The sequence below is a fragment of the Streptomyces sp. NPDC006265 genome, assembly GCF_040613555.1.
Lineage (GTDB): Bacteria > Actinomycetota > Actinomycetes > Streptomycetales > Streptomycetaceae > Streptomyces.
In genome coordinates this window covers 1-11977 of sequence record NZ_JBEXSH010000184.1, presented here as the reverse complement: position 1 = coordinate 11977, position 11977 = coordinate 1, and the positions used below count along the sequence as shown (strand labels likewise).

The 11977-nt window shown below is 71.6% G+C and carries 10 protein-coding genes and 4 pseudogenes; 5 read left to right on the top strand and 9 right to left on the bottom strand.

Going from position 1 to position 11977, the window contains the following annotated elements:
* Positions 1-289 (top strand): hypothetical protein (locus ABZ281_RS17385; RefSeq protein WP_356656356.1); only part of this gene is annotated, 289 nt, incomplete at its 5' end.
* Between the two features lie 3 nt (positions 290-292).
* Here the strand turns inward: ABZ281_RS17385 and ABZ281_RS17380 are convergent.
* Positions 293-931 (bottom strand): DsbA family protein, encoded by a 639-nt coding sequence (locus tag ABZ281_RS17380; RefSeq protein WP_356656354.1) that lies wholly within the window; start codon positions 929-931, stop codon positions 293-295.
* 137 nt (positions 932-1068) lie between these two features.
* Here ABZ281_RS17380 and pepN point away from each other — a divergent pair.
* A pseudogene (gene pepN / locus ABZ281_RS17375) lies at positions 1069-2568 on the top strand (aminopeptidase N); the annotation flags it as partial.
* A 5-nt stretch (positions 2569-2573) separates the two neighbouring features.
* Here the strand turns inward: pepN and ABZ281_RS17370 are convergent.
* Positions 2574-3686 (bottom strand): annotated as a pseudogene (locus ABZ281_RS17370) (geranylgeranyl reductase family protein); the annotation flags it as partial.
* A 100-nt stretch (positions 3687-3786) separates the two neighbouring features.
* Between ABZ281_RS17370 and ABZ281_RS17365 the strand changes: the two are divergent.
* Positions 3787-4311, top strand: coding sequence for a GNAT family N-acetyltransferase (locus tag ABZ281_RS17365; RefSeq protein ID WP_356656352.1), 525 nt, complete (start codon positions 3787-3789; stop codon positions 4309-4311).
* Positions 4312-4400: 89 nt separating this feature from the next.
* A complete protein-coding gene (locus tag ABZ281_RS17360; protein ID WP_356656350.1) occupies positions 4401-4733 on the top strand; it encodes a PASTA domain-containing protein in 333 nt (110 codons plus the stop codon).
* A 39-nt stretch (positions 4734-4772) separates the two neighbouring features.
* On the opposite strand, the gene ABZ281_RS17355 is transcribed toward ABZ281_RS17360, so the two are convergent.
* The 3 genes and pseudogenes from ABZ281_RS17355 to ABZ281_RS17345 form a co-directional block, all read right to left on the bottom strand.
* Positions 4773-5468: a demethylmenaquinone methyltransferase gene (locus tag ABZ281_RS17355; RefSeq protein ID WP_356656348.1), complete on the bottom strand. Its 696-nt coding sequence runs from the start codon at positions 5466-5468 to the stop codon at positions 4773-4775.
* Positions 5465-6194, bottom strand: a pseudogene (locus ABZ281_RS17350) (acyltransferase family protein); the annotation flags it as partial. The pseudogene ABZ281_RS17350 and the gene ABZ281_RS17355, both read right to left, overlap by 4 nt.
* Before the next feature lie 2 nt (positions 6195-6196).
* Positions 6197-6481, bottom strand: a pseudogene (locus tag ABZ281_RS17345) (bi-functional transferase/deacetylase); the annotation flags it as partial.
* 612 nt (positions 6482-7093) lie between these two features.
* Here ABZ281_RS17345 and ABZ281_RS17340 point away from each other — a divergent pair.
* Positions 7094-8110 carry a chitinase gene (locus ABZ281_RS17340; RefSeq protein WP_356656346.1) on the top strand — a complete coding sequence of 339 codons (1017 nt, stop codon included), beginning with the start codon at positions 7094-7096 and terminating at the stop codon, positions 8108-8110.
* An 85-nt stretch (positions 8111-8195) separates the two neighbouring features.
* Here the strand turns inward: ABZ281_RS17340 and ABZ281_RS17335 are convergent, their stop codons facing one another.
* The 4 genes from ABZ281_RS17335 to ABZ281_RS17320 all read right to left on the bottom strand — a co-directional run.
* Positions 8196-8873 (bottom strand): hypothetical protein, encoded by a 678-nt coding sequence (locus ABZ281_RS17335; RefSeq protein ID WP_356656344.1) that lies wholly within the window; start codon positions 8871-8873, stop codon positions 8196-8198.
* A gap of 7 nt (positions 8874-8880) precedes the next feature.
* The gene (gene mqnC, locus ABZ281_RS17330) at positions 8881-10080 is read right to left on the bottom strand and encodes a cyclic dehypoxanthinyl futalosine synthase (RefSeq protein ID WP_356656342.1); all 1200 of its coding nucleotides are present in this window, start codon (positions 10078-10080) and stop codon (positions 8881-8883) included.
* 70 nt (positions 10081-10150) lie between these two features.
* The gene (locus ABZ281_RS17325) at positions 10151-11311 is read right to left on the bottom strand and encodes a CPBP family glutamic-type intramembrane protease (protein WP_356656340.1); all 1161 of its coding nucleotides are present in this window, start codon (positions 11309-11311) and stop codon (positions 10151-10153) included.
* A gap of 34 nt (positions 11312-11345) precedes the next feature.
* Positions 11346-11977: A24 family peptidase (locus ABZ281_RS17320; RefSeq protein WP_356656338.1), on the bottom strand; the 632-nt coding region annotated here is incomplete at its 5' end.

Genomic DNA, 11977 nt, shown 5'->3' with positions numbered 1-11977 from the left:
TGGGGGTCGATGCGGTCGTCACCGACTTCCCGGACTTGGCGGTGATCGCGAGGAGGAGCTGATGAAGGTGAGCCGGGCGTGCCGGACCTGCGGCATCATGCAGGAGTTCCGGAGGTTCAACGCCGCCGAGCGGGCGGCCGTCCGGGCGGAGAAGGGGGCCGGGCACTTCGTGGACGACTACTGGCGCTGTACCGCTGCCGGCTGCCGGTGGTACCAGCGCTATCTCAACCGGGGCGAGGACGGGCTGCTCCCGGAGGAGCTCAGGATCCGGCCCGCCCCCGCCGGGTGAGGCCTACAGGTTGGAGAAGTCCGGGCCCTTGGTGCGGGTGCGCTTGATCTCGTAGAAGCCGGGGACCGAGGCCACGGCGAGGGTGCCGTCCCAGAGGCGGCCGGCCTCCTCGCCCTGCGGAGCCGGGGTGACGACCGGGCCGAAGAAGGCGATCTGCTCGCCGTCGGGGCCGGCCACGGCGATGACCGGGGTGCCGACGTCCTGGCCGACCTTGTCGATGCCCTCCTGGTGGGAGGCGCGCAGCTCCGGCTCGTACGGGGTGGAGTCCCAGTGCTCCAGGAGGGACTCGGGCAGGCCGGCGTCCTTCAGGGCCGCGGCGACCGTCTCCTTGCCGGGGCCCTCGTCCTGGTTGTGGATGCGGGTGCCGAGCGCGGTGTAGAAGTCGCCGAGGACCTCGGGGCCCTTCTCCTGCTGGGCGGCTATGACGACCCGGACGGGGCCCCACGCCTTGGTCGCCAGCATGTCGCGGTACTCCTCGGGCAGGTCGTCCAGCTTGTCCTCGTTGAGGACGGCGAGGCTCATGACATGCCAGCGGACCTCGATGTCCCTGACCTTCTCCACCTCCAGCACCCAGCGGGAGGTCATCCAGGCCCAGGGGCACAGCGGGTCGAACCAGAAGTCGACGGGGGTCTTGTCCGACATGTCTCTCCTCCGCAGGAAACCGTTTCCCGGACAACGCCGGTATGCGCTCCCGTCATTCCCGGCTGCCCCGCGTCAGGTGCACGTGGCAGGATCGGTCCTGTTCAGCCGTACCCCACGACACTTGAGGAGTGCCGCCCGTGCCCGGTGAGAATCTGTCCCGCGACGAGGCCCGGGAGCGGGCCGCCCTGCTGAGCGTCGACGGGTACGAGGTGTCCCTCGACCTGCGCTCCGCGGTCGGCGAGGGCCCGGGGGACGGGCCCCGCACCTTCCGCTCCGTCACGACGGTCCGCTTCCGCTGCAACGAGCCCGGGGCGAGCACCTTCGCCGATCTGATCGCCCCGAGTGTGACGGCCGTCTCACTCAACGGCCGCGATCTGGACCCCGGAGAGGTCTTCGACGGCTGCCGGATCACGCTGGAGGACCTGGCCGCGGACAACGAGCTGGTGGTGGACGCCCAGTGCGCCTACTCCCGCACCGGCGAGGGCATGCACCGCTTCGTCGACCCCGAGGACGGCGAGGTGTACCTGTACACGCAGTACGAGCCGGCCGACTCGCGCCGGGTCTTCGCGAACTTCGAGCAGCCCGACCTGAAGGCCCCGTACCGCTTCGAGGTGCGGGCGCCCGAGGGCTGGACGGTGTGGAGCAACGGGGCCGGTGAGCAGGCCGACGGGGTGTGGCGGTTCGCCGAGACCAAGCCGATCTCGACGTACATCACGTGTGTGGTGGCGGGCCCGTACCACTACGTGACGGACTCCTACACCCGTACGTTCGCGGACGGTACGACGCTGGAGATCCCGCTCGGCGCCCTGTGCCGCAAGGGCCTCGCGCCCTACTTCGACGCCGACGACGTCTTCCTGGTCACCAAGCAGGGCCTGGACTTCTTCCACGACCACTTCGACTACCCGTACCCGTTCGGGAAGTACGACCAGGCGTTCGTGCCCGAGTACAACCTGGGCGCGATGGAGAACCCGGGCCTGGTGACGTTCCGGGAGGAGTTCATCTTCCGCGGGAAGGTGACGCAGGCGTCCTACGAGGGCCGGGCCAACGTCGTCCTGCACGAGATGGCGCACATGTGGTTCGGCGACCTGGTCACCATGGAGTGGTGGGACGACCTGTGGCTGAAGGAGTCCTTCGCGGACTTCATGGGCGCGTTCTCGCTCGTCGGCGCGACCCGCTTCGCGGGCGGCTGGATCACCTTCGCCAACCGCCGCAAGGCCTGGGCCTACCGTGCGGACCAGCTGCCCTCCACGCACCCGATCACGGCGGACATCCGGGACCTCCAGGACGCCAAGCTGAACTTCGACGGCATCACGTACGCCAAGGGCGCGTCGGTGCTGAAGCAGCTCGTGGCGTACGTGGGCGAGGAGGCGTTCCTGGAGGGCGCCCGGCGCTACTTCAAGCGGCACGCCTACGGCAACACGCGCCTCGGTGACCTGCTGTCGGCGCTGGAGGAGACCAGCGGCCGGGACATGAGCGCCTGGTCGCGGTCCTGGCTCCAGACGGCCGGGGTGAACTCGCTGACGCCGCAGGTGCTGCTGGGCACGGACGGCCGTGTCGAGGAGCTGGCGGTGGTGCAGGAGGCCGCCGAGTCCTACCCCGAACTGCGTCCGCACCGGGTGGCGGTGGGCCTGTACCGGGTGACGCGGCCGAGCGTGTAGTAGCCGCCGTAGGTGTCCTTCAGGACGCGCGGGTAGCGCTGGAGGGCCAGTTCGCGGCTCGCGGGGGTCGGCCTGGCGTGGGCCTGGACGATGACGTCGGCGGCGATCTGGCCGGACTCCATCGCGTAGGCGATGCCCTCGCCGTTGAAGGGGTTCACCAGGCCGCCGGCGTCACCGACGAGCAACAGGCCCTTGGTGTAGTGCGGCTGGCGGTTGAAGGCCATGGGGAGCGCGGCGCCGCGGATCGGGCCGGTCATGTTGTCCGGCGTGTAGCCCCAGTCCTCCGGCATCGACGCGCACCAGGCCTTCAGGACCTCGCGCCAGTCCAGCTCCTTGAAGGAGTCGGAGGTGTTGAGGACGCCCAGGCCGACGTTCGACGTGCCGTCGCCCATGCCGAAGATCCAGCCGTAGCCGGGCAGCAGACGGTCCTCGGCGCCGCGGCGGTCCCACAGCTCCAGCCAGGACTCCAGGTAGTCGTCCTCGTGGCGCGGGCTGGTGAAGTACGTGCGCACCGCCACGCCCATCGGGCGGTCCTCGCGGCGGTGCAGCCCCATCGCGAGGGACAGCCGGGTGGAGTTGCCGTCGGCGGCCACGACCAGCGGCGCGCGGAAGGTGACCTCGCGCTTCTCCTCGCCGAGCTTGGCGTGCACCCCGGTGATGCGGCCCGTGCGCTCGTCCAGGATCGGCGCGCCCACGTTGCACCGCTCGAAGAGCCGGGCACCGGCTTTCTGGGCGTTCCGGGCGAGCTGCTCGTCGAAGTCGTCGCGCTTGCGGACGAGACCGTAGTCGGGGAAGGAGGCGAGATCCGGCCAGTCGAGCTGGAGGCGCACCCCGCCGCCGATGATGCGCAGGCCCTTGTTGCGCAGCCAGCCGGCCTCTTCCGAGATGTCGATGCCCATCGCGACCAGCTGCTTGGTGGCACGCGGGGTGAGGCCGTCGCCGCAGACCTTCTCGCGGGGGAACTCGGTCTTCTCCAGCAGGAGGACATCGAGTCCGGCCTTGGCGAGGTGGTAGGCGGTGGCGGAGCCGGCCGGCCCCGCGCCCACGACGATCACATCGGCGGTGTTCTCGGAGAGGGGCTCGGTCACGACGGTCACGGCGGGATCTCCCCAAGTTCGTCAATCTTGCGTGCCGTCCGGCACTGGACATGGGCAGTCTATGCAGCAGCATTCATCACCCGGCTGAAGGGCTGCCTCCGTGAACCGAGTTCTCCCCGCCGTGCGGCTTCGTGTCCCCACCCACGAGGACGCGTTCGCCTGGCACCGGATCTTCGACGATCCGGACGTCATGGAGTTCCAGGGCGGCAGGGCCGCCGAACTCTCGGTCTACGAGGAGCTCACCGCCCGCCAGCGCCGGCACGACGCGGAGCTCGGCTTCTGCCTGTGGACCGTGCTCGACGCGTCGGGGCAGGTCATCGGCTTCACCGGCGCCCAGCCGTGGGAGCGAGCCTGGGGCCCGGCCGGCGAGATCGAGATCGGCTGGCGGCTGGGCCGGGAGCACTGGGGCAGGGGTTACGTCACCGCGGCCGCGCGGCAGACGCTGGAGCGGATGCGGACGAGGGGCGTCCCGGGCGTCGTGGCGATGGTCGACGCCCGCAACAGCCGGTCCATCGCGGTGACACAGCGCCTGGGGATGCGCCTCACCGAGACGTTCACGACACCGGCCTCGCAGCGGTCGGGGCACTGCTACCGGCTCGATCTCCAGAGGGTTGACGCAGAGTAGTCGACTGTCACAGACCGGCATCGGTCGCTTCCGGTCGGCGCGGGGCGGGAGTTACCCTTCCTCTACCGCTGGGGGTGACATCTGTGCACATGTCCCGCAAGACACCCGAAGTGCGCGTACCGCGTCTGGTCGGCCTGATGGCCGTGGACGCGCGGGAGACGGCCCGCGCGCGGGGCCTCCTCCTCACCGCACCGGACCGGCCCGAGCTCCCTCCCGCCGTCGTCGACTACGTCGTCGTACGCCGGCACCCGCAGCCCGGTGCCGCGGTGCCGTGGGACTCGATGGGCCACGTGTGGTTCGACTTCGGCCCCGGTGAGGGCGGCGGGGGTGTGCACGAACCGCGGATCCGCCCGCCCAGGGGAGGTCTCCAGCGCGAGCTGGACGAGCCGGGCGACCCCTGCATGGTCCTCAGCTCGCCCTAGGGCCGAGAGGTCCCGGCCCGAGGCCGGCGGACCCCGGCCTCACTCGGCCTTGAAGCCCCGGTGCAGGGCGACGATGCCGCCGCTCAGGTTGCGCCAGGCCGCCCGCGACCAGCCGGCCTTGCCCAGCCGCTCGGCGAGGGCGGGCTGGTCGGGCCAGGCGCGGATGGACTCGGCGAGGTAGACGTAGGCGTCGGGGCTGGAGGACACGGCCCGGGCGACCGGCGGCAGGGCGCGCATCAGGTACTCGGTGTAGACCGTGCGGAACGGCGCCCAGGTCGGGTGCGAGAACTCGCAGATCACGATCCGCCCGCCGGGCCGGGTCACCCGGAGCATCTCGCGCAGGCCCGCGTCCGTGTCCTGCACGTTGCGCAGCCCGAAGGAGATGGTGACGGCGTCGAAGGTGTCGTCCTTGAACGGGAGCCGCGTCGCGTCGCCGGCGGTGTACGGCAGCCAGGGCTGCCGCTGCTTGCCGACCTGGAGCATGCCCTGCGAGAAGTCGCACGGGACGACGTAGGCGCCGGTGCGGGCGAAGGGCAGCGAGGAGGTGCCCGTGCCCGCCGCCAGGTCGAGGATCTTCTGCGCCGGGCGCGCGTCGACCGCCTTGGCGACCTCCTTGCGCCATCGCCGGTCCTGGCCGAGGGACAGCACGTCGTTGGTCAGGTCGTACCGTTCCGCCACGTCGTCGAACATCGAGGCGACTTCGTGCGGCTGCTTGTCCAGAGATGCGCGGGTCACGGGCCCATTCTTGCAGTACCCCCTCCGGTCAGGAGCCGCGGCTGCTTGCGTGCCGCCACGTCCTCCGCCCAGCCGCACAGCAGCACGAACACCGCGATCAGCACCCGGCCCACGCCGAACATGAACCACTGGCTGTCCAGCGGCAGGTACGCCTCGAAGGCGGGCACGTCCCAGAAGCGGTCGATCAGCGGTACGGCGAGGATCAGCGCGATCTCGTGTCAGAGGTAGATCGTCACCGCCCGCGCGTTGAAGACGGTCACGAGCCGGTCCAGCCGCCGCAGCCGGACCAGGTGCGCGAAGTCGGTCCCGAAGCGGGCCTTGGCGTACATCAGCAGCGTCACGAACCCCGCCGACCAGAGGGCCTGGGCGAGCGGGTTCTCGTCGAGGTCGTACGTGCCGTACTCGGCCTGGTGCGTGAAGGCGTGCCAGCCGCCGCACGCCAGGGCGGCCAGCGCGAGCGGGACCACCGCGGCGGGCTTCAGCCGGGCCAGGACGCCCTCCGGGTGGGCGAAGCCGAGGAGCCAGCAGCACAGGAAGGTCGCCAGGTCCCCACAGTGCGGCACCGAGCCGGCCGCCCGGCGGCTGCCACACGGGCTGGAAGGTCAGAACCGGGCCCGGGGACAGCAGCAGCACGGGGACGGGGGCGAGCCGGAAGACCCGCAGCAGAAGCGGGGAGAGCAGCACGAACCACAGGTAGGTGCGCAGGTACCAGAGGATCTCCCAGGCAGGACGGAGACGGTCGTGGCCTGCCCGCCGCGGAAGGTGACGATCGGCCCGCCGTCCAGGATGTCCTCGGGTACGTCGCTTGAGCCGGTCCCGGTGCGCACGCGCTGGTCGCCGCCGACCTCGGCGCGCAGACGGCCGTCGAGGAGCATCACGCAGACGAGTGCGAGCAGGAGCAGCAGGGCGAGGACGACGCGTTCGGTCGTTGCAGCGCGGCGGCCTTGCCGGCGGCCCGTTCCATCCGGGAGGGGGCGCGGCGCCGGCCGCGGGAAAGGGGTGGTCGTGGTCATGGCTCGCCCCGGTCAGTCGGCGCCGGCGGAGGCAGACGGGGACGAGGAGGAGGACGGGACGAGGTGGTGCCGCTCACGGCTTCCCCGGCCGGAGCCGACGGGACGCCGCTGGGCCGGACTCCCGGGCCGCCGGGACCGCCCGGAACCCCCTCCGGCTGACCACCGCCGGGCCCCGCACCCGCGAACGGCAGCAACTGCGACGGCGTCAGGGACGCCCCCAGCCCATGAAGGCCGCGCCGAGGACGGCCGCGTGCAGACAGCCCCCAGGAGGAGGCCGATCCGGCGCAGCGGTCGGGCGCGGCGTCCGGAGTTGTCAACGAACACGGGGCCTTCGGCGGACCCGTTGCCGCGTTTGCGGCGGCGACCGCGAGGGGCGCTCTTTCCGATGGCAGGCTCGGAATGCATTCCCCGGACAGTAGGGCGCCTTTATGTGCTCTAAACTCGGGTTTTCTCGTGAGAGACCCATGAGAAACGACAAGCTGTCCTTTCTCTGAGAGTTCTCGGGAATGCCCGCGGAACTCGCCGCGCGCAACCGACCTCGTGAGACGTTTGCCGCCGGGAAACGTACTTCCTGTCCTACCCCCTGACCTCACGAGAACGGGAGCGCACGTCATGAGGAGTTACCGGAAACCGGCGGCGGCCGGGCTGGGCTGTCTGTTCGCCCTCGCCACCGCCGCGTGCTCCGGGCAGGGCGACGCGGCCCCTCCGGCCTCCCCCACGTCCGCCACGTCTCCCACAGCGACGGCCGCGGCCGGCACCTCGTACGCCCCGTACCTCAGCACCACCGAGGCCGCCGGCACCGACACCGCCGGCTCCCCCACGACGTACAACCTGGCGTTCGTCATAGCCGACGGCGACGACTGCACCCCGCGCTGGAACGGCACGCATGCCATCGGCGACCCGACGGTCACGTCCCGGATCGCGAAGCTGACGGAGGACGGCGGCCGGGTCCGGGTCTCCTTCGGCGGCGCATCCGGCAAGGAACTCGCGGCGAACTGCGACAGCGCCGCTGAACTGGCGGCGGCGTACGGCAAGGCCCTGGACGCGGCCGGCTCCACCCTCGCCGACTTCGACATCGAGGGCGACGAACTCTCCGACTCCGCGTCCATCGCCCTGCGCTCGAAGGCGATCGCGCGACTGCAGAAGGAACGGACCGGCCTGGAGGTCTCGTTCACGCTCCCGGTGATGCCATCGGGCCTCGACAAGGACGGCCTGGCGCTGCTCGGCTCCGCCAACGACAGCGGCGTGCAGGTCTCCACCGTCAACCTCATGACGATGAACTACGGCTCCTCGTACGACGGTGACATGGGCGGCTACGCCCTCACGTCCGCCAAGGCCGCGCACACTCAGCTGAAGAAGGCCTTCGGCACGTCGGACGCCACCGCCTGGCAGGGTATGGCGCTCACCTCGATGATCGGCGTCAACGATGTCGCGAACGAGACCTTCACGCTCGGGGACGCCGCCGAGGTCCGGGCGTTCGCCGAGGACAAGGGCATCGCCTGGGTGTCGATGTGGTCGACGGCCCGGGACCGGCAGTGCGCGGACGGCTCCGACTCGGCCAAGGCGGCGACGGATTGCAGCGGGGTGACGCAGGGGCCTGGGGCGTTCGGGAAGGCTTTCACGGGCTGACGCCGAGGTCGGGGCGTTCGGGAGGGCCTTCGCCGACTGACACGGGGGGCGGTAAGAGGTTCGCGGCCGGCCCGGGCACCCGGGGTCAGCGGGCCCGGTACACCAGTCGGCCGGCCAGCACGGTCGCCACGCAGGTCGCCGCGCCGCGTTCGCGCAGGGCCGCCGCGTCGGGCACGTCGAACACCGCCAGGTCGGCCCGGCCGCCGATGGTCCGCGGGCCGTGGACCGAGCCCGGGAGGTCGTACCCCTGCGCGAACGGGTCGAGGTCGGGCCGCTCGCCCAGCAGCGTGCCGGGAGCCCCCGTGGTCCCCACGACGGTCAGCCCGGAGCGGGCTACGGCCGTGGCGACCATCGGATCGCGGAAGCGGGCGCCGGGGGAGGCGACCGCCGTCGTGCCGCAGCGCAGCATCCGCTGCACACCGCGCCGCACGCTGCCCGACCAGCGGGTCTCGGTGAGGTCTCCCAGGGCGGCCAACCGCTCGCCCCACAGCGGCTGTTCGCCCAGCTCGTCGGCTTCGCGCGGGTCGGGGTGGTAGCAGTGGCGCAGCAGCCACAGCGGGTGCCACTGGCGCAGACCCGGGGTGAGCACGCCGGGCCAGCGCCGCACCCGCGCGCCGGGCGCGTCTTCGGCGACCTCGTCGTAGGGCCCGACGGCGGTGATCCGGTCGCCGTCGACCGCGACGGCGCCGTCCACGACGGGTGCGTTCATGCCGGGTGCCGCGCCCGCCGGGAGGACCAGCGGTGCGGCGTGAATCGTCAGCACGGTCGGGTCAGTTGGGCGCCAGCAGCTTCAGCTCGGGGTGAGCCGTGCCGCCCTCGATGGCCGTCGAGGAGATGTGCGAGACGACGCGGTCGTCGACCGGGTCGTTCGCCGGGTCGTCGTGGACGACGAGGTGCTCGTACGTGGTCGCGCGCTGGGCGGGCACCCGGCCGGCCTTCCGGATCAGATCGATGATCTCCATCCGGTTGGACCGGTGCTTGGCACCGGCCGACGACACCACGTTCTCCTCCAGCATGATCGAGCCGAGGTCGTCGGCGCCGTAGTGCAGGGAGAGCTGCCCGACCTCCTTGCCCGTGGTCAGCCACGAGCCCTGGATGTGGGCGATGTTGTCCATGAACAGCCGCGCGATGGCGATCATGCGCAGGTACTCGAAGAGCGTCGCCTGCGTGCGGCCCTTCAGGTGGTTGTTCTCAGGCTGGTAGGTGTACGGGATGAAGGCGCGGAAGCCGCCCGTGCGGTCCTGGACGTCCCGGATCATGCGCAGGTGCTCGATGCGCTCGGCGTTGGTCTCGCCGGTGCCCATGAGCATGGTGGAGGTGGACTCCACGCCCAGTTTGTGCGCGATCTCCATGATCTCCAGCCAGCGCTCGCCGGACTCCTTCAGCGGGGCGATGGCCTTGCGGGGCCGCTCGGGCAGCAGCTCGGCACCGGCACCGGCGAAGGAGTCGAGACCGGCGGCGTGGATGCGCCGGATGGCCTCCTCCACGCTCACCTTGGAGATCCGGGCCATGTGCTCGACCTCGGAGGCGCCCAGGCTGTGGATGACCAGCTGCGGGAACTCCTCCTTGATCGCCGCGAAGTGCTTCTCGTAGTACTCGACGCCGTAGTCCGGGTGGTGCCCGCCCTGGAACATGATCTGCGTGCCGCCCAGCTCGACGGTCTCCGCGCAGCGGCGCAGGATGTCGTCCAGGTCACGCGTCCAGCCCTTGTCCGTGGCCTTCGGCGGGGCGTAGAACGCGCAGAACTTGCATGCCGTGACGCACACGTTCGTGTAGTTGATGTTGCGCTCGATGATGTACGTCGCGATGTGCTCGGTCCCGGCGTACCGGCGGCGGCGTACGGCGTCGGCGGCGGCGCCCAGCGCGTGCAGCGGGGCGTCCCGGTACAGCACGAGTGCCTCGTCCGGGGTGATCCGCCCACCGGCGGCTGCGCGGTCGAGGATGGGCTGAAGGTCGGCCTTCTCGGTCACCGGGCGTCCCTTTCGTAAGGGTTGTGGACGGACCAGCCCAGCGTACGCCAGGGGTTCGGCGGGCTGGACGTCAGGCCGTGCGGGCGGGGCCGGGGTGGTCGGGGGTCGCGGGGTGGTCGGAGGTCGCGGGATGCCCGGGGGCCGCGGGATGCCCGGAGTACTCGGGATGCCCGGGGTAGGCAGGATGCCCGGGGTACGAGGGATGCCCGAGATGCGAGGGATGCGAGGGATGCCCGGAGTGCGCGGGATGCTCGGAGTACGCGGGATGCCCGGGGTACGGCGTGGGCGGCTGCACCGGGGACGAGAGGCGCTGGGGCTTGTGGCGCCGGGCGAGCCACAGCACCAGCGCGGCGTAGAGCAGGTCGGTGACCATGGCGGTGAGGGCCAGCGACCAGGGCGCGTCGGCCGCGGTCTCGTCCGACGTCAGTCCGTCGACGACCGCGGCGGAGGCGCCGAAGGCCAGCAGGTTGTTCAGGACGTGCAGGGCGATCGCCGCTTCCAGCCCACCGGTGCGGATCGTGAGCAGCCCCGCCACCAGGCCGTTCATCAGCAGCCCGAGGAAGCCCGCCCGGGTCCCCCAGCCGTGGGCCGCGGCGAACAGCACGGCCTGCGGGAGCACGGCGAACCACGGGGAGCGCACGAACGCCCCGACCGCCTGGGTCAGCCAGCCCCGGAACACGTACTCCTCGGCCGCGGCCTGCAGCGGCACGAGGACGGCCAGCACGGCCAGAGCCGTGAGGAAGGAGCTCCACCCCACCCATGTGTCGGACTCGCCCGAGTCGCCCGGCAGGAGGAAGGCCGTCCCCGTGAGCAGGAGGATGGGCAGCAGCCCGGCCAGCACACACCTCCCGAGCCAGCCGATCCGCAGCCGCCCGGTCACCGAGGAGACGGTGCCGGCGCGCCGTCTCGCCGGCCACAGCGTGGCCAGCAGCACCAGGGGCAGGGCTATCGCGAGGGACACCAGATCCATCGCCGTGTTCCCGAGAGGCCCTAAGTCGATGCCCCCGTCGGGCAGTTCCGGCGCGCCGAGCACCGTTCCCAGACCGTAGGCGACGGCCAGCAGCACGAGCACGAGCACGAGGTAGGCGAAGCTCATCAGCACAGTGCCGACCAACGGCCGCCACCATCGATGACGCCCTGTGGCGCGGTCCAGGCGGTGGTAGGGGTGGCCGGTGGGGGCGGGGGGCGGGGCCGTGGGGTACGGGGACGGGGCGGTGGGGTAAGGCGGCATGTTTGTCATGATCACAAGCATGACGGGCCCCGGGTCAGGCCGTGTAGGAACCCACCACAAGCCCCAGATAGGCCCCCGTGATCAGGAACGGGCCGAAGGGGATGGCCGTTTTGCGGGTGGCCCGGCGGGTGACGACCAGGGCGGCGCCGTACAGGGCGCCCAGGAGGAAACCGGCGAAGGTCCCGAGCATGACCGTCGGCCAGCCGTACCAGCCGAGGGCGGCGCCGGTGCCGAGGGCGAGTTTGACGTCGCCGAAGCCCATGCCCGCGGGGTTGATGAGGAACAGGACGAAGTAGCCGCCGCCCAGGGCGAGGGAGCCGAGCAGGGCGGTCGTCCAGACGCCCGCGTGTTCGGGGACGAAGGCGGTGAGGCCCAGCAGGGCGAGTGCTGCACCGGCGAAGGGGAGGGTCAACGGGTCGGGCAGCCGTCGTACGCGGAAGTCGACGACCGTGAGCAGCACGCCGACCGGGGCGAGCAGCAGCCAGACGCCGAGCTCCGGGCGGGTCCCGGTCGCGGCGGCGAGGAGGGCGCAGACCAGGGCGGTGGCGATCACCAAGGGGGGCGTACGCGGCCCGTATCCGCGCTCCTCGCATTCCGGGCACACGGTGCGCCCCAGCCAGCCCCCGAGGGCGTGACCGCCGGGGCACTCCTCCCGCCACGCCTCAC

Coding starts and splice junctions, on each gene's coding strand:
- ABZ281_RS17380 (WP_356656354.1), bottom strand. CDS start 931: ATGTCGGACAAGACCCCCGTCGACTTCTGGTTCGACCCGCTGTGCCCC.
- ABZ281_RS17360 (WP_356656350.1), top strand. CDS start 4,401: ATGTCCCGCAAGACACCCGAAGTGCGCGTACCGCGTCTGGTCGGCCTG.
- ABZ281_RS17340 (WP_356656346.1), top strand. CDS start 7,094: ATGAGGAGTTACCGGAAACCGGCGGCGGCCGGGCTGGGCTGTCTGTTC.
- ABZ281_RS17325 (WP_356656340.1), bottom strand. CDS start 11,311: ATGCCGCCTTACCCCACCGCCCCGTCCCCGTACCCCACGGCCCCGCCC.